The 16389-nt window shown below is 45.3% G+C and carries 14 protein-coding genes; 8 read left to right on the forward strand and 6 right to left on the reverse strand.

Annotated elements, in window-relative coordinates:
* Positions 1–303 precede the first annotated feature (303 nt).
* The 3 genes from NL626_RS04285 (at position 304) to NL626_RS04295 (ending at position 3548) form a co-directional block, all read left to right on the forward strand.
* On the forward strand, positions 304–906 hold the full coding sequence (locus tag NL626_RS04285; protein ID WP_017635671.1) for a YitT family protein: 603 nt from the start codon (positions 304–306) through the stop codon (positions 904–906).
* Between the two features lie 90 nt (positions 907–996).
* Positions 997–2517, forward strand: coding sequence for a winged helix-turn-helix domain-containing protein (locus tag NL626_RS04290; protein ID WP_017635672.1), 1521 nt, complete (start codon positions 997–999; stop codon positions 2515–2517).
* A gap of 131 nt (positions 2518–2648) precedes the next feature.
* Positions 2649–3548 carry a hypothetical protein gene (locus NL626_RS04295; protein ID WP_017635673.1) on the forward strand — a complete coding sequence of 300 codons (900 nt, stop codon included), beginning with the start codon at positions 2649–2651 and terminating at the stop codon, positions 3546–3548.
* Positions 3549–3647: 99 nt separating this feature from the next.
* Here the strand turns inward: NL626_RS04295 and treC are convergent, their stop codons facing one another.
* The 4 genes from treC to gmhB form a co-directional block, all read right to left on the reverse strand.
* Positions 3648–5333, reverse strand: coding sequence for an alpha,alpha-phosphotrehalase (treC, locus tag NL626_RS04300; RefSeq protein WP_086046562.1), 1686 nt, complete (start codon positions 5331–5333; stop codon positions 3648–3650).
* Positions 5334–5420: 87 nt separating this feature from the next.
* Positions 5421–6845, reverse strand: coding sequence for a PTS trehalose transporter subunit IIBC (treB, locus tag NL626_RS04305; protein WP_005381959.1), 1425 nt, complete (start codon positions 6843–6845; stop codon positions 5421–5423).
* Between the two features lie 176 nt (positions 6846–7021).
* A complete protein-coding gene (gene treR / locus NL626_RS04310) occupies positions 7022–7969 on the reverse strand; it encodes a trehalose operon repressor TreR (RefSeq protein WP_042521221.1) in 948 nt (315 codons plus the stop codon).
* 74 nt (positions 7970–8043) lie between these two features.
* Complete coding sequence (gene gmhB / locus NL626_RS04315; protein ID WP_005381961.1) at positions 8044–8595, reverse strand: D-glycero-beta-D-manno-heptose 1,7-bisphosphate 7-phosphatase; 552 nt, start codon at positions 8593–8595, stop codon at positions 8044–8046.
* Positions 8596–8936: 341 nt separating this feature from the next.
* Here gmhB and metN point away from each other — a divergent pair, with 341 nt between their 5' ends.
* Genes metN through NL626_RS04330 form a run of 3 tightly spaced genes read left to right on the forward strand, consistent with a single transcriptional unit; the run spans position 8937 to position 11480 of the window.
* On the forward strand, positions 8937–9971 hold the full coding sequence (metN, locus tag NL626_RS04320; RefSeq protein ID WP_005381962.1) for a methionine ABC transporter ATP-binding protein MetN: 1035 nt from the start codon (positions 8937–8939) through the stop codon (positions 9969–9971).
* Positions 9961–10638 (forward strand): methionine ABC transporter permease, encoded by a 678-nt coding sequence (locus NL626_RS04325; protein ID WP_005383604.1) that lies wholly within the window; start codon positions 9961–9963, stop codon positions 10636–10638. Before metN ends, NL626_RS04325 begins: the two co-directional genes overlap by 11 nt.
* Positions 10639–10670: 32 nt before the next feature.
* On the forward strand, positions 10671–11480 hold the full coding sequence (locus NL626_RS04330) for a MetQ/NlpA family lipoprotein (RefSeq protein ID WP_005381966.1): 810 nt from the start codon (positions 10671–10673) through the stop codon (positions 11478–11480).
* Positions 11481–11606: 126 nt separating this feature from the next.
* Here NL626_RS04330 and NL626_RS04335 read toward each other — a convergent pair whose 3' ends face one another.
* Entirely contained in the window at positions 11607–12383 is a 777-nt protein-coding gene (locus NL626_RS04335) for a Zn-ribbon-containing protein (RefSeq protein WP_005383605.1), read from the reverse strand.
* A 2-nt stretch (positions 12384–12385) separates the two neighbouring features.
* The gene (gene syd / locus NL626_RS04340) at positions 12386–12931 is read right to left on the reverse strand and encodes a SecY-interacting protein (RefSeq protein WP_025768899.1); all 546 of its coding nucleotides are present in this window, start codon (positions 12929–12931) and stop codon (positions 12386–12388) included.
* Positions 12932–13039: 108 nt separating this feature from the next.
* On the opposite strand from syd, the gene queF reads away from it, so the two are divergent.
* Both queF and NL626_RS04350 read left to right on the forward strand, forming a co-directional pair.
* Positions 13040–13885 (forward strand): NADPH-dependent 7-cyano-7-deazaguanine reductase QueF, encoded by an 846-nt coding sequence (gene queF / locus NL626_RS04345; RefSeq protein ID WP_005383608.1) that lies wholly within the window; start codon positions 13040–13042, stop codon positions 13883–13885.
* A gap of 164 nt (positions 13886–14049) precedes the next feature.
* Positions 14050–16332 (forward strand): tetratricopeptide repeat protein, encoded by a 2283-nt coding sequence (locus tag NL626_RS04350; protein WP_253657016.1) that lies wholly within the window; start codon positions 14050–14052, stop codon positions 16330–16332.
* Positions 16333–16389: the final 57 nt, after the last annotated feature.

Below are 16389 nucleotides of genomic sequence, written 5' to 3' on the forward strand. Positions count from 1 at the left end.
TGTTGAATGACCCAACGCAAACGTTTTCGTCACCCTAATGGCGCGCATTCTACATAATTTGATTTAGGTCATAAAGAGAAATTTACAATTTTTCTCATGCAGTTTTTTCATGATGACAAGCAATGTTTACCATGCCAGCATTGCAATCGCATAACGACAATCTATTGCCTGTCAAATTTGTGCTTTACACCCTGTAAAACAGCAATTACATAGGTTTACCGTAAATTTTACCCTCTAGCTACCGAAAAGATCATCTTTTTACTACTATGCACGCCTTATTTATCACTAATGACTGCAACATTGATGGAAAAACACTCATTAAAAGAAGACTGGATAGCGATTCTCACGGGTACCTTTTTAGTAGCTCAAGGCGTTTTCTTTCTCCAATCCGCGAACCTTCTAACGGGAGGCACGACTGGATTGGCTCTGCTTATTAGCCAATTTACACCTTTTACCTTTGGTGTGCTGTACTTTTTAGCAAACAGTCCTTTTTACTTACTAGCATGGAAACGCTTCGGCCGTCATTTCGCCATTAATAGTGCCATTTCTGGCGCGTTGGTTTCTATCTTTGCCGATCATCTTTATTTGCTAATCTCGCTCGAATCGGTAAATGAAGTTTATTGCGCCGTCGCAGGCGGACTTTTAATGGGGCTCGGTATGCTGATCCTATTCCGACATCGCTCCAGCTTGGGTGGCTTTAACGTGCTGTGTTTGTTTATCCAAGACAAATTTGGCATTTCAGTTGGCAAAAGCCAAATGGCAATCGATGCATGTATCCTGTTTGCTTCATTCTTCTTTGTCACACCAGAAGTGATTGGCCTTTCAATTTTGGGGGCGTTTGCACTCAATCTCGTGTTAGCGATGAACCACAAACCGCACCGCTATTCCGTGACCTACGGTTCATAAATTTTTGATAATGATTGAAGCGCGATTTATAAGATTTCGCGCTCCAATCGCTATATAATACTTCGCGATTTCCAAATAGATCGGTACGGTATGCGCGACTTTCTGCAACAAGCTAAACAGACTCACAGTTGTATTGCGATTGGAGAGCTGATCTATAACCCGAAGACACAGACCCTTCATCAAGATGTTATCGCGATTGATCTTGAACCTCGCACCATTGAATTATTAGAACTGCTGTTAACAAGCGTTGGCCACCCACTCTCTGCTGACACCATTATTGAAACCATTTGGCAGAGCAAGTTCATCTCTAAGAATGTGCTCACGAACCGCATTAGCACCTTACGTGCCCTGCTACAGCAGTACTTACCCGAATACGATGCCGCTAAGCTTTTAGTCACTTACCCCCGCAAAGGCTACTTTCTTAACCCTGCCAATATTCGTTTGGTGCCACCAGCGAAAAGCCATCGACGCGTTATCCCAACTCAGGTTGCGAGGAATAAGAACTTCAAGCTGATTTTTGCTTATAGCTTGTGTGCCATACTTGCAGTTTGTAGCGTGACGCTCGCAAGCTTGTTATGGCAACGCCAAGAAATCTCAACACAACAAACACGTCATCAACTACTGATTCCCAAAGTCGAGCTACTACTCAACCGTGTCGATTCAATCGGCTCTCAGGCGCGAAAATACCGCATACTGGTCAAAGCCATCTTGCTGCAACAACAGGTCGAATATCCATACACCGACATCGCCAACCAAGATGCTCCCAGTTACTTTCTTGATCCTATCGGTCATACGCCATATTTCCCTGGCGCACGAAACATGCAGACCAGCGACTACGAGCTCAATATCGAGTTAAAAGACGGCGCAGAGCAAGGCATCTTGAAAGCGCAGATGAACCTTATTTATCCTGCGACGGGCAAGCTGGCGTTTCGCAATGAGTACACACTGCGTTTATCTGACCTACAATCGGATATTTTCCAAATGCACTCGGATGTCGCGCAATACTTCAATCTGCCTGCACCTTCGGCAAGTACGTGGCAGCTTTCGGATCTTCACAAAAAAATGTTATTCGAGAATGCCTTTTCTAGCCAACCTCTCCGACAATCTGATGAGTTTGCGGCTATAACAACGGCAAGACATCTCGCCTTATACGAGCACGAACATCAAAAGCTGGAAGCGTATTTAACTCAAGTACAATCGTCGTTTGATGTTTTGCCAGATGAGCTGAGCCTCTGGTTAGGTCTATTGCATTTCAAATTAGGTAACTTAGACAGGGCAAAAGCCCTGTTAACGACACCAGATGGCGACTCACGTATCCAAAACGCACTGATTTATACCTTTGTGTCTCACATTGCTTACAAGCAGAACAAACTTGAACAGTTCCGTCTCAACTACATGGAATCACTGGTGGCGCTGCTGCGCGTTTTACCTTCCGAAACCTTGTTTGAGCGTCTTTCTCAATCTGAATCAAAAGAGACTTGCCTCCAACCGTGGAAAACGTTGCATGTTAGTGTGACCGATCAAGAAATCATAAGCCGATGGAAAGCGCTCATTAACGAGTATTGCACTAATGTGGCCAACGAAATAACCACCAATAAAACAAAGACCTAAATATAAAATTAAGCTTTCGTTAACCCCTGTTAGCTTTTGTTTTTTGCCCTTTTTCTCTCGCTGAACTTAGCATGCTCGCATTCAAGCAACGGCCCAACATGAAGCGGCCTTATCAATCAGGAATGTAAACCATGCTAAACAAAATGACGCTTATCGCAGCAGCAACTCTGGCTCTTTACGGCTGTGGCGGAGGTTCGTCTTCTGGCAGTGCGAATCCAAACAAAGTGCCTCAAGAAAGTTTCGACGTCTCGATTCACAACTCAATCTTCGCTCCCACGCCAAGCACACAGCTAAACTACGCATTTAGCTTGGATGGCCAACCAGAAGGCGACATGAAACTGAGCTTCCAAGCGATGGATCGCGAGCAAATATTGGCAGCATTGGCACAAATCCCAAACAGCGAGGCAATGGTCCAGTTGGTTAATGACTTGGTGAACTACGGCGCCGAACAGTTCTACTATTCAGACGAGCAGTACAACGACGACGAAGAGAGCAATACGCTTTACTTTGTAGGATCAGATGGTGCACTCCATGAAATCACTGACGCTTATTTCATTGGTCATCAGTTTATTGCCATGCTTATGCACAGCAGTCCGATTTTCCGCCTAAACGGTGACGACGTAAAAGAGAAAAGCCCGAATATTGACATCGGTGAAGAAACTATGTCTCTGCAAACCACTCTTACAGGCTACGCAGTTCACAACCTTCTAGACCGTTTTGAAGATCATGAGTGGGTACAAAACCTTCCTATGACAGCATCTTGCCAAGTGGTTTGGCAACAGCAAATCCGAGAGACTGGTGTGCGTAAAGCGTTCTCGATCTCAGGCAAGAAAATTGAAGCGGCATACCTGATGGAAGAGAACATCTACAACCTAAACTGTGATGATATGGACTCAATGGAGTTCGCCACTTCGGCAGAACGTTGGTTTAATCCGAGCTTAGGTCTGATTGAACAAATTGAACTGCTGAAAGTACAACAAGTACAAATCAACGAAGAGAAAGTGCAGCTAACAGCGATTGAAACAAAATAAGCTCGCATTTTTTAGAGATATCTCAATAAAAGAAGGCTTTGGGGAGCACACCAAAGCCTTCATCTCGAACATCAATCTTAGGGGTGATGACACCCGAGTTTATTCTTCTATCAATAAAATACGAGTTTCGTAAGGTCGTAACACTTGATGGTTTGACGCGACTGCGCTCGCTGAGTTTTGATAGTTAGATAGCAAGTTTTTCGCTTTACTCATATCAAAACGTTCTGGCAGAACGCATTCCACCTCTTCAGCATAGTAGTTATTGATACACAGCAGCGTTTGCTTATCGTTCTGACGAGCGTAAGCGAAAATACGTTTGTGCTCTGGCAGCAGGTCCTCGTAACGACCATCGGTGATCACTGGAACCTGTTTACGCAGTTCAATCAGACGCTTGTAAAAGTAGAACACCGAGTTTAAATCGGCAACCGCAGCTTCAGCATTGATTTCAGTGTAATTCTTCGCCACTTCAAGCCAAGGCGTGCCCTCAGTAAAGCCCGCGTGTTTTGCACTGTTCCATTGCATTGGTGTACGTGAGTTATCACGCGACTTCTGTGCCAAGATCGCCATCATATCGTCATGAGATACACCATCACGGTTGACCATGATGTCGTACATGTTAGTACTTTCAACATCACGATATTGGCTGATTTCGGTATAACCCGGGTTGGTCATGCCGATCTCTTCCCCCTGGTAAACATAAGGTGTGCCTTGCATCATGTGCACTGATGCCGCAAGCATCTTGGCAGATTCAACACGGTATTGCTCTTCGTTACCTAATCGGCTGACAACGCGTGGCTGGTCGTGGTTACACCAGAACAACGCCCCCCACCCTTTGCCATTTAAGCCGGTTTGCCAATGATTGAAGATCTGTTTTAACTGAATGAAATCAAACGGCGCTTTGGTCCATTTTTCACCATTTGGATAATCGACTTTCAGATGATGGAAGTTGAACACCATGGATAGCTCTTTGCCGTCTAGCGAAGAATATTGCTGGCAGTGCTCTAGCGTGGTGGAAGACATTTCACCCACCGTCACGCTGCCGTATTTTTGAAACACAGATTCGCTAATCTCTTGAAGGTATTCGTGCACACGTGGACCATCCGTGTAGAAACGACGACCATCACCAATATCGTCACTTGGAAAATCTTGCTGCTTGGAAATCAGGTTGATAACGTCGAGACGGAAACCATCCACTCCTTTTTCTGCCCAGAAGCTGATGACTTCTTTCACTTCTTCACGCACTACTGGGTTTTCCCAGTTTAAGTCCGCTTGCTCTTTAGCAAAAAGGTGCAAATAGTACTGGCCTGTTTTTTCATCCAGCGCCCAAGCGTTGCCACCAAACTTTGATTGCCAGTTGTTTGGTTCAGCACCATCTACCGGATCTTTCCAGATGTAGTAATCACGGTATGGGCTGTTTTTATCACCCAGTGCGGATTGGAACCACTTGTGTTCTGTCGACGTGTGGTTCACTACAATGTCCATGATGATACGAATGCCCAACTGATGCGCTTCTGCTAGCAAAGTATCGAAATCTTCCATAGTGCCGAACTGTGGATTGATCGAGTAGTAATCGGAGATGTCATAACCGTTGTCGATCATTGGCGATTGGTAAACCGGCGTCAGCCAAATCGCATCCACACCAAGATGCTTAAGATAATCCAGCTTAGAAATGATCCCTTTGATGTCGCCCGTGCCTTTACTGCCACTGTCACAAAAGCTTTTTGGGTAAATTTGATAGATGGTTGCGGTTTTCCACCAGCTCTCATCATGCTTGGTCATAGCCATTTCTAACACTCACTTACCAGTAATCGGAAACTTAAAATTTGAAAAGAAAAATAGGAGGAGGCAGCCAAGTCACTGCCTCAAATAGAATTACGCGTTTGCAGGCTCAAGCTCACCTTTGGCTTGTGCACGCTTATAAAGAATTAACGTTAATGCAGCAGGTACCAGCATTGCGACTAACATAGCCAAAGCAAAAATGCCCCAGAACTGCGGTTGGATAGACAAGATGCCCGGCAAACCGCCCACACCGATACCGTTCGCCATTACGCCCGCACTACCACAAATAGCAGCAGCACACGCACTACCGATCATCGCGCTCAGCATTGGGAACTTGTATTTCAAGTTGATGCCGTACATCGCCGGTTCAGTCACGCCAAGGTAAGCAGAGATAGCCGCAGGCACTGAGATATCACGCTCGCCGTGTTTTTTACTGATGATAATGATGCCGACGACCGCAGACGCTTGAGCAATGTTTGAAAGTGCAATCAGAGGCCAAATTGGCGTACCGCCTAACTCTTGCATCAGTTGAAGGTCTACCGCGTTGGTGGTGTGGTGAATACCAGTAATGACCAATGGCGCGTATAGGAAGCCGAAGATGGTTGAGCCAATCATTGCGAAGTCACCCGTCATGGCTGCTTTTGCTGCGAAAGCAACGCCGTCACCCAACATACGACCGAATGGACCAATGATAGAGTGCGCAAGAATCACAGACACAATGATTGAGACAAACGGCACAACCACTAGGTAAAGGTAAGACGGAATGATGCGTTTTAAGTTGGTTTCAATAAACGCCAGTGCCATACCAGCGAGCATTGCCGGAATCACTTGCGCTTGGTAGCCCACTTTCTCGATGGCGAATAAGCCAAAGTCCCACACTTCGGGTACTTGCTTACCAATCAGGTAGGCGTTCATCAACTGCGGAGAAACCAATGTCACACCAAGCGTGATACCCAGAATCGGAGTACCGCCGAGCTTTTTCACTGTCGACCAACACACGCCAACTGGTAGGAAGAAGAAGATCGCCTCACCAATCAGCCATAAGAAAGAGTGTACCGTTGCCCAAAACTGGCTGATTTCCGTTAGCGTTTGACCATCAAACATCTTGATGTCGCCAATCACGTTACGGAAACCAAGGATCAGACCACCGGTGATGATCGCTGGTAGCAGTGGTACAAAGATTTCTGCAAGGTGGGAAATACCACGCTCAACGATATTCATGTTTTGACGAGCAGCGTTCTTCGCTTCGTCTTTGCTGGCTTCACTTTTACCCGTCAGTCCGATCAGTACCTTGTAAACTTCATCCACTTCAGTACCGATAACCACTTGGAACTGGCCTGCGTTGGTAAAACAGCCCTTCACCATCGGTAATGCTTCTAACTGTTTCGTATCTGCTTTGTCCGTATCATTTAGAACAAAACGCAAGCGAGTTAAACAGTGACTTACACTGGCAATATTGTCCGGCCCCCCGACCAGCTCAATAAGACGCTCCACGTCTTTACGCGCAATCTTACTCATAACTTTGTCCACCCTGTATTGGATACATTCGATTCATCATTTTGTTTTTATAAATGGGAACATTCCCATTTCTTGATTTTAATATTGCCATCCGAAGGCAAAAAACAAAATGGGAACAGTCCCATTAATTGAGAGTGATCACAGTATAATTTTAGAGCAGATCGTTTTAGTGTGGGTCAATAAACGATAGGCTGTTGAGTAAAGTGAACCACTTCCTCATCGCCATTTAATTGATTGATCAGCATGTTAGCGGACTTCTCACCTGCAAGGGTATAACCTGGGTCGACACTAAATACTTTAGGGAAAAGGAAAGAGAGCAATTCATTACCACCAACACCTGTCACAACCACGTCTTCACGTCCTAACTCTTGAAGACGCTTAATCACGCCCAACGCGATAGTGTCACTGGCGCACACGATGGCCTGAGTATCAGATTGAAGGACTTTGTCTACCAACTGATAAGAACTTTCATGGCTCAACTTACCCGTTTGGAAACAAGGTGTAATTTGCTTGCGTTGACACCAAGCTTTATAAGCATTTAGACGAGCTAAGCCAGTGGTTTTGTCTTCAGGATCAACACCAATATAAGCAATGCGAGATAAAGATTGCTGCTCAAGGTGAGACAAAGCCATGTCTATCACACCTTGGTTATCGTAGTTGATCGAGGAAACCATTTGCGTGTCCATCGCGATCACGACGATACGATTCCCCCACTCCGCCAATGCTCGCTCATCACATCCAGTAAAGCCAAACACGATCACCCCATCGACGTTGCGACGTTTAAGCACATCCAAATGTTCATTGGTTTTATCGCGATCGAATTGGCTCTCCATGATCACCGCATCATAACCAGCGGAATACAAAGCATTGAGCATGGTACCAACGGCGCGATTTTCTGATGGTGAATCCAAACGAGAGATGATCACGCCAATCACCTTTTGACTGCCACCACGCATCGACTGCGCCGACTTTGATGGGACGTAGCCTGATTCACGAATGATTTGCTCTACCTTCTCACGCGTTTGCGGTTTTACCTTGGGATCATTGGTAAGCACACGGCTGACCGTCGATTTGCCCACGCCAGCCAATTTTGCGATATCAAGAATGGTGAGTTTTTTGCTCATAAGTGTTCAGACTAAAAGAAGGAATCAAACAAAAGGGAAGCAGTGGCTTCCCTTAACTCAGTCAGTAATGAAGATTACTTGTTTAAGTACGCAGGCACATCTGCAATGCTATCTAATACTACCGTTGCAATGGCTTCGCCCTGTTCTGTTACTGGCTTACCAGTGCGAACCAAAATCTTAGTGCCAACGCCTGCCGCTTCTGCTGCCATCATGTCTTCAGCTTTATCGCCGATCATCACAGATTTCTCCATGTCGATCTTCAAGAAGTCACGCGCAGAAATGAACATGCCTGGTTTTGGCTTACGGCACTCACAATCTTGCTTGTACTCGCCAATGCCATGTTCTGGATGATGTGGGCAGTAATAGATACCATCGAACTCAACACCATTATCAGCAAAGTTCCAATCCATCCATTGAGTCAGAGACAAGAAACGGTCTTCACTGAATTTACCGCGTGCGATGCCCGATTGATTCGTCACTAACACTAGAAGGTAGCCTTTATCTTTTAGCGCTTTCGTCGCTTCAAATACACCATCAATGTACTCAAAATCATGTTCGTCATGAACGTAGCCGTGGTCAACGTTTATCACGCCATCACGATCGATAAAAACAGCAGGTTTTGCCAAAACGTATTTCTCTATTAACTCGGTTTAATCAGATTATTACATACCTTATAAACTTCAACACTATCTAATTCATTCTAGGCCTCGACAAAACGGTTGATTTGTTGGGCAAGAATCGGTAAATCTGAGGGTGCCCCGCCGTCTACCTCCTGCTTGTTATCTATACATCTTCGTTTCAAAACAGAACATCCATACATTTAGACGTCTAGACGTAAAAATATCTATTGACTTCATTCTGCTTAACCCATAGCATCAACTGAAAATTGAGATAAAGCTCAACATTAAGTTCTGTCAAAGGCCGTTTTTGACAGCGAAGTTCCCCGTATCTTTGGGCAGGTTGAAACATGATAGAAATAAAAAACGTCAATAAAGTGTTCTACCAAGGCAGTAAGGAAATCCTTGCCCTGAAAGACATTAACCTACACATCGACAAAGGCACCATCTTTGGTGTTATCGGTTCATCAGGTGCTGGTAAAAGTACGCTGATCCGCTGTGTCAACATGCTAGAAGCGCCGACCTCTGGTTCCATCATCGTTGATGGTGTGGATCTAACCAAACTCAGCAAAAAACAACTAGTCGAAACACGCCGTAACATTGGCATGATCTTCCAGCACTTTAACCTGCTTTCGTCTCGTACTGTGTTTGATAATGTAGCACTGCCACTAGAACTGGCAGGTAAAGACAAATCGCAAATCACAACAAAAGTAACTGAGTTGCTAAAGCTTGTGGGCTTAGCCGACAAACACGAGAGCTACCCATCTAACTTAAGTGGCGGACAAAAACAGCGTGTGGCAATTGCTCGTGCATTGGCATCCGATCCTAGCGTGCTGCTTTGTGATGAGGCCACTAGTGCGCTCGACCCGGCAACAACTCAATCTATCCTTGAGTTATTGAAAGAGATCAACCGCAAACTCAACATCACGATTTTACTTATCACTCACGAAATGGAAGTCGTAAAAAGTATCTGTCACGAAGTAGCAATCATCGGTGGTGGTGAGCTGGTGGAAAAAGGCACCGTTGGCGATATTTTTGCGCACCCTAAGACAGAGCTAGCGCACCAATTCATTCGCTCAACGCTGGATCTTTCCATTCCTGAAGATTACCAAGCTCGTCTGCAAGCAGAGCGTGTTGATGGCAGCTACCCGTTGGTTCGCTTAGAGTTTACTGGCGCAACCGTCGATGCACCGTTAATGTCGCAAATTTCTCGTAAATACAATATTGATGTGAGTATTTTGAGTTCCGACCTTGATTACGCTGGTGGCGTGAAATTCGGCATGATGGTCGCAGAGCTATTTGGTAACGAAGAAGATGACAACGCAGCTCTTGAATACCTGCGTAAGCACAACGTAAAAGTAGAGGTACTTGGTTATGTCCTTTAATACGATTTCTGAATGGCTGAGTTTAAACAGCAAACTACTTTTAGGTGCAACGTGGGAAACGCTTTACATGGTTGCGGTTGCCGGATTAGTCGGCTTTGCTGTGGGTATTCCATTAGGCGTAATCCTCCATATTACTAAGAAAGGCGGCCTACTTGAAAACACCAAACTAAATAGCGGCTTAGGCGCTATCGTTAACATTGGTCGTTCTGTGCCATTCCTCGTACTGATGGTTGCGATTATTCCAGTGACAAAAATGCTGGTTGGAACCTTTATCGGTACAACCGCAGCAATCGTCCCACTGACTATTGGCGCCATTCCTTTTGTCGCTCGTCTTATTGAAGGTGCTTTATTAGAAGTACCGACAGGCTTGGTGGAAGCAGCGCAGTCAATGGGGGCGACTCCAACACAGATCATCACAAAAGTTCTACTACCTGAAGCAATGCCGACTATTGTTAACTCAGTAACGATTACCTTGGTCACTCTCGTTAGCTACTCAGCTATGGCGGGTACGGTAGGCGGCGGCGGCCTAGGTGACGTAGCCATCCGTTACGGTTTCCACCGCTACGATGTAACTATCATGGCCGTGACTGTCGTGATGTTGATTGTTCTAGTACAGATTATTCAGTCTATCGGCGACGCAGTGGTGCGCCGTGTAGACCACAGATAAGCATCAAAAATACAAATTATAAGGAGATAAAGATGAAATTTAGCCTTAAAGGTCTTTTGACTGTAGCAACGGCCGCCTCTGCTCTTGCTCTAGCGGGTTGCGGCGACAAAGAAGTAGACGTAAACAAAGTAAAAGTTGGCGTTATTGCTGGTGCTGAAGCACAAGTAGCCGAAGTTGCCGCTAAAGTAGCAAAAGAGAAATACAACCTAGATGTTGAGCTAGTAACATTTACCGATTACGTAACACCAAACGCCGCTCTGGATGATGGTTCAGTAGACGCGAATGCGTTCCAGCACAAACCATACCTAGACCAACAAGTGAAAGACCGCGGCTACAAACTGGCTATCGCGGGTAACTCATTCGTTTACCCTATTGCTGGTTACTCAAAGCAAGTAAAATCAATTGATGAAATTCAAGATGGCGCACGCATCGCAGTACCAAACGACCCAACGAACCTAGGTCGCTCACTACTGCTTCTTGAGCAACAAGGTTTGATTACGCTACGTGATGGCGTTGGTCTACTCGCTACAGTACGTGACATCGTAGGCAACCCTAAAAATATCGAAATCATTGAACTAGAAGCCCCACAGCTTCCACGTTCACTGGATGACGTAACGCTATCTATCATCAACACCACTTACGCAAGCTCTATCGACCTATCGCCAGAGCGTGACGGCGTGTTCGTTGAAGATAAAGACTCACCATACGTAAACCTAATTGTCGCTCGCGAAGAAAATGTTAATGCGCAAAACGTACAAAACTTCGTAAAAGCTTACCAAACGGAAGAAGTTTACGAAGCGGCAAAAGAGCTGTTCAAAGGCGGTGTTGTGAAAGGTTGGTAATCCCACTTTTCAAAACATGACTGAAAACAACGTTCTAAACATAAACGTTCTAAACCTAAAAGGGCTGATGTAAAAACATCAGCCCTTTCTATTTGTCTATCTACCCATTTAAGTAGCTTCAATTCGCTACTTAAGATGGTCCCAAGAGATATTCGACACGATTCGGCAGTCATCACACTTAAAATGAAATATGTCATGTAGTGGCTCATCGAGTAGCCACTCGCCATCGCATTTTGGACACTTGCGCGCTTTCTCGCTCTCCAGCGACTGACCGCCGACACGATACTGGTAATAGTACGTAGGGATCTTCGTGATGTATTCGATACGGCCACGTAAGTCCCAACCTCGGCGAAACAGCACACTATCCACATCGCAAATTTCGTGGAGCGCCGCATGTTCCGCTCGGCAACCCCCTGCCATTTGGATTTCATCACACGCTTGCCACTCAGTCTGCCACTTAATGACGGCTTTATGGTCTCCATTAAGTGTTGGCTCATTACGATACAAAGGAATTGGCAACAGGGTTTCACCACTTCGCAAAGGCGAACACGTATGAACATAAGTCGTGTACAACACTTGCCAGCTAGGTGTCTCTTCTTCGGCTGCTTGTTCTGAATTCAAATCACGCCCCAGCATACGCATTTTCGGAGCAAGCAAAGACGCATCCGACAAACGGTTCATGCAAACTTTGACGAAATCTGAGTGATAACGTGGATGCAAGCTGTCTTGTTCTGGGCAAACAACACGAACGAAAAATTCACCTTCTCCCATCACTATCGGAAATTCACGACCTAATACTTGGCCGTTGTAACGCAGAGCATCCATCAAGCCATTAATGGCTTTGTCTACCGCGCTGACGGTGGTGTTATCAAAACACTCAAACTGCAACTCAACAACATACATACTTAGACGGCAGCCTCTAACTTATTCAAGAACTCAACCAATGAATCTGCCAATACATCACGTTTAGAGGTGCCCAAACGCTCTAGAATCACATTGCCAGTGAGGTTACAAATAGAAATCACATCCATTTCCTCATCTGTCGCTGCGATAAATACTGTTGGTTTAAGTTTCAAGCGGCGCTGCGTCACCAAATGACCAAGAATATTTTCTTGTAGACGCACGAAATCGTCATCGCTCCAGACTTGCAGCAGCGTCAACGAATTACCTTGCCAAGTTGCCTCCATATCGGCGCAGTATTGAGAACCATAAAAGGCTTTAACATCATCTTGCAGTGACAACTCAATCGCATTTTCCACATTGGTGAAATCGGCCATTTCATCACGTGCGACCGCTTTCCAAAGCACCTTTCCATCACGCTTCTCTTCGACACAAGGAGAAACAAGCTCTGCAAGCTCTTCACTGCTTGGCAACTCATTGTGCTTAGCTTGCCAAGCTTGTTGGTAGCGCAGGCTGAACTCTTGTAGCGCCTGAGTAACGTTTGGGGTCATGAAGGTCTCCTCATTCCTTATTTATCAGATAGCCGTACTTGCCGGATGGCAATTGACCAGCGGATTCAGTAAAATTCTCGCCATTCTAATCGAAAACTACCACAAAGTATGAGCAAATATTCTGACGCTAAAGAGCTTGCTGGCCTAACACTAGGTAAAACGACCGAGTATGCGAACCAGTATGACCCAAGCTTGCTGCAACCAGTCCCTCGCAGCCTGAACCGAGATGACCTCCAGTTAGGCGATACTCTGCCTTTCATGGGGCACGACATTTGGACGCTGTACGAACTGTCTTGGTTAAATAGTAAAGGTTTACCACAAGTGGCCGTTGGCGAAGTATACATTCCAGCCACCAGTGCAAACTTGATTGAATCGAAGTCTTTCAAACTGTACTTAAACAGCTATAACCAAACCCGCTTTGCAAGCTGGGAAGAAGTGACTGAGCGTTTAACACAAGACCTGTCTGAATGCGCAGGTGAAAAGGTGCTGGTTGAGGTGAATCCAGTGACCCACTATACCAATCAACCTATCGTGACAATGGACGGTGAATGTATTGATGACCAAGACATTAACATCACCAGTTACGATTTCGATGCCGATTTGCTTGAAGGTGCAGCAGGTGAAGTACAAGTTGAAGAGGTGCTACATAGCCACCTATTGAAATCAAACTGTTTGATCACTAACCAACCCGACTGGGGCAGTGTAGAAATTCGCTACCAAGGCGCAAAAATAGATCGTGAGAAGCTGTTACGTTACTTAGTGTCTTTCCGCGAGCACAATGAGTTCCACGAGCAGTGTGTAGAGCGTATTTTTACGGATCTAATGAAATACTGCCAACCAAGCAAACTGACCGTATTTGCCCGCTATACGCGTCGTGGTGGCTTGGATATCAACCCTTACCGCTCAACGGAACAAGATAAGCCAGCTCACAATCACCGTATGGCTCGTCAGTAAGCGCATAGGCAACAGAAATAAGTTCGGCAATCTAAAGGGTTGCCGGACGTTTTTATTGTCCAAGCATGTTACTATATCAAATGGCTTCAACCCGCATTTAAACGGCTAATTGAGGCTTTTCGCCGTTATCGCCATATCTAAAAACAGTTCGAGGGAACGAAAGGATGTTTTGGGACAGTTCGCGTCTATTCAAATTGATTGGCTTTCTTTGCTTGCTGTTTGTACAGCCACTTCATGCAACTATTTTATCGTCCGCGTTACTCAACGAAGCACAACAATTGGCGGAAATAGAGCCATCACAAGCAAAACAAGCGGCAACCAACTATTTGTCACAGCGTGAACTAACAGAACGCAAAGAAAGTGACAGCCCTTCAGCCATGTCTCGCGACGAAACAGATCGTAGCGTTCGCACACCAAGCAGCACCATCGAAGCGCACAAGATTATCGCTCAGGCAGATTACGCCATGGGTAATGTTCGTTCGGCTATCGAGCACCTAAATAAAGCGGAACGCTTAGCGCAAGAATATCAATTGCCGTACATGGACTTAGATCTCCAGCTGATGCGCAACCAAATGATTTGGATGTACGACGAAAACTACTCAAAAGCGGAAGACACGCTTAACCAAATTGAACAACAGCTCGATGAAGCCGATGCCGTATTACAACGCACCGACAGCGTTCGCTACCGACTAATGATGCAAAGAGCACTCCTCGCTTCACATAGTGGCGATATCATTAAAGCGGAAAACTTGTACTCTGAAGCAAAGGCCATGCTTGACGATAGCCGCTCTGAGTTAGCCTTGATCGACTACTACACCGCCGTCGGCGAGTTTTACCTCAATAGCAAGAAGTACAATTTGGCTTTGTCAGAACTGCTATACGGTTATTGGCAATCTATTGAAAGTAACAGTGGTGCAAGATTAGCAAAAGTGAATCGCCTTTTGGCTAGGCTCTTCCAGGAGCGACGAGTGTACGACAAAGCGATCGAATACTTATCTCAAGCCGCAGATTTTTATGACTCTTACCCTAGCTCTCCGATCCTAGCGGACGTCCTAGAGCAAATGGGCGACATCTACTTTTATCAGGGTAAGTTTAACCTTGCGTTAGTGCATTACTTCAACGTACTTGACCATGAAAGTACCAGTAAGAACATCAATAGAATCATTAAAATTCGCTTAAGCTTGGCGGCTACCTACCTACAACTCTATAACTACGCGCTAGCAGAGCAGTACTTAGACCGCTCTAAAGAGCTTTTAGAATACACCAATATTCCTAAGCTTGAAGCAAAGGCTGCCCTGCTTCAGTCAGGTCTGGCTTATCATCAAAATGACAGTAAAGACGTCATTACTAATGCAAAGCTGGCTTTAGCGCTTGCTGAAAAGTCACCTGAAAATAACAACTTCATTAAGCAGCAGTCATACCGTTTACTTGGGTTGGGTTACGAGCAGGCAGGCGAATACAAACTTTCTCTGCAAGCTTATAAAAAATACACCAACCTCGTTCGTCTAGAACAAAAGCAGCTTAACCAAATCAGTGAGGATGCGTTCCGTCAGCAAAAAGAATTTGCCGAACAAACCATCCATTACATCGGTCAATCAGAACGCTTAGAGCAAGTGGAAAGAGAGCATCGTAAATTCCAGAAAATCTCATTTGCATTGTTTATTACTGTCTTGGTCATGTTTTTGTTCATTATGCGCCGTGGTGTCATTATGCAGCGCCAAGCAAGTGAAATCGAAAAACTGCGTAACGACCTCTTCACCCACTCTCGCTCTCGTTTACGTAACTTGCGTATGCTGAATGTTAAGCTTTCTCGCTCATTGAAAAAGTCGAGCGAAACTTTCGAGCAATGGCAAATGGGTGAATTGATCCACGAACCACTTAATGATCGCCTACGCTTTGTTATGATCGATTTGCCATTCTTACGAAGCATGTACGTCCATAACGGCTATAAGGCAGGTCTAGAACTAGAACGGGCATTTGGCGACTTCCTTGCGGAAAAAATAGAAAAACCGTCGCGTCTTTACCATTTCTCAGATGCGAACTTACTCTACATAGAACCGAACGCTGACCGTGATGCTTCTGCCGAAGTCATGTTCGAAAAATTCCAGACTTGGGTGGATGAGTTCGCACAGCAGCACAACGTCAATCGTATTATTCGTATGGGCATCAGCGATTATCCGTTCTTACCCCGAGCCTACACTGCAATTAACGATGAGGAATTACTCGATCTGTTGTTGCTTGCGACTCACATCGCACGAGAAGTCAGCTTGAAGGATAAGCAAAGCCACTGGGTGTTCTTAAAAGCCATCGATAATGCGCCTGCTGCTAGCTTTGCAACAGGTAACATAAGAACTGCCTGTCAACATGCCATTAGCCAAGGCCTGATCAAGATCCATTCGTCCTACAAGAATGAGGACGACATCAAGAAAATATTAAAAAATGGATAATTAAACGCCTGTTGAACGTAATAACTAATGACGCTATAAAGTTTTTTGTTATTATCA

Origin of the sequence: Vibrio sp. Y58_MX_L22 (genome assembly GCF_024181865.1) — a bacterium.
In the GTDB taxonomy this organism is placed as follows: Bacteria; Pseudomonadota; Gammaproteobacteria; order Enterobacterales; family Vibrionaceae; genus Vibrio; species Vibrio alginolyticus.

What these genes read in the sequence shown, in the direction of transcription:
- NL626_RS04285 (WP_017635671.1), top strand. Translation starts at nt 304, where the DNA reads ATGGAAAAACACTCATTAAAAGAAGACTGGATAGCGATTCTCACGGGT.
- NL626_RS04290 (WP_017635672.1), top strand. Translation starts at nt 997, where the DNA reads ATGCGCGACTTTCTGCAACAAGCTAAACAGACTCACAGTTGTATTGCG.
- NL626_RS04295 (WP_017635673.1), top strand. Translation starts at nt 2,649, where the DNA reads ATGCTAAACAAAATGACGCTTATCGCAGCAGCAACTCTGGCTCTTTAC.
- treC (WP_086046562.1), bottom strand. Translation starts at nt 5,333, where the DNA reads ATGGCTATGACCAAGCATGATGAGAGCTGGTGGAAAACCGCAACCATC.
- treB (WP_005381959.1), bottom strand. Translation starts at nt 6,845, where the DNA reads ATGAGTAAGATTGCGCGTAAAGACGTGGAGCGTCTTATTGAGCTGGTC.
- treR (WP_042521221.1), bottom strand. Translation starts at nt 7,969, where the DNA reads ATGAGCAAAAAACTCACCATTCTTGATATCGCAAAATTGGCTGGCGTG.
- metN (WP_005381962.1), top strand. Translation starts at nt 8,937, where the DNA reads ATGATAGAAATAAAAAACGTCAATAAAGTGTTCTACCAAGGCAGTAAG.
- NL626_RS04325 (WP_005383604.1), top strand. Translation starts at nt 9,961, where the DNA reads ATGTCCTTTAATACGATTTCTGAATGGCTGAGTTTAAACAGCAAACTA.
- NL626_RS04330 (WP_005381966.1), top strand. Translation starts at nt 10,671, where the DNA reads ATGAAATTTAGCCTTAAAGGTCTTTTGACTGTAGCAACGGCCGCCTCT.
- NL626_RS04335 (WP_005383605.1), bottom strand. Translation starts at nt 12,383, where the DNA reads ATGTATGTTGTTGAGTTGCAGTTTGAGTGTTTTGATAACACCACCGTC.
- syd (WP_025768899.1), bottom strand. Translation starts at nt 12,931, where the DNA reads ATGACCCCAAACGTTACTCAGGCGCTACAAGAGTTCAGCCTGCGCTAC.
- queF (WP_005383608.1), top strand. Translation starts at nt 13,040, where the DNA reads ATGAGCAAATATTCTGACGCTAAAGAGCTTGCTGGCCTAACACTAGGT.
- NL626_RS04350 (WP_253657016.1), top strand. Translation starts at nt 14,050, where the DNA reads ATGTTTTGGGACAGTTCGCGTCTATTCAAATTGATTGGCTTTCTTTGC.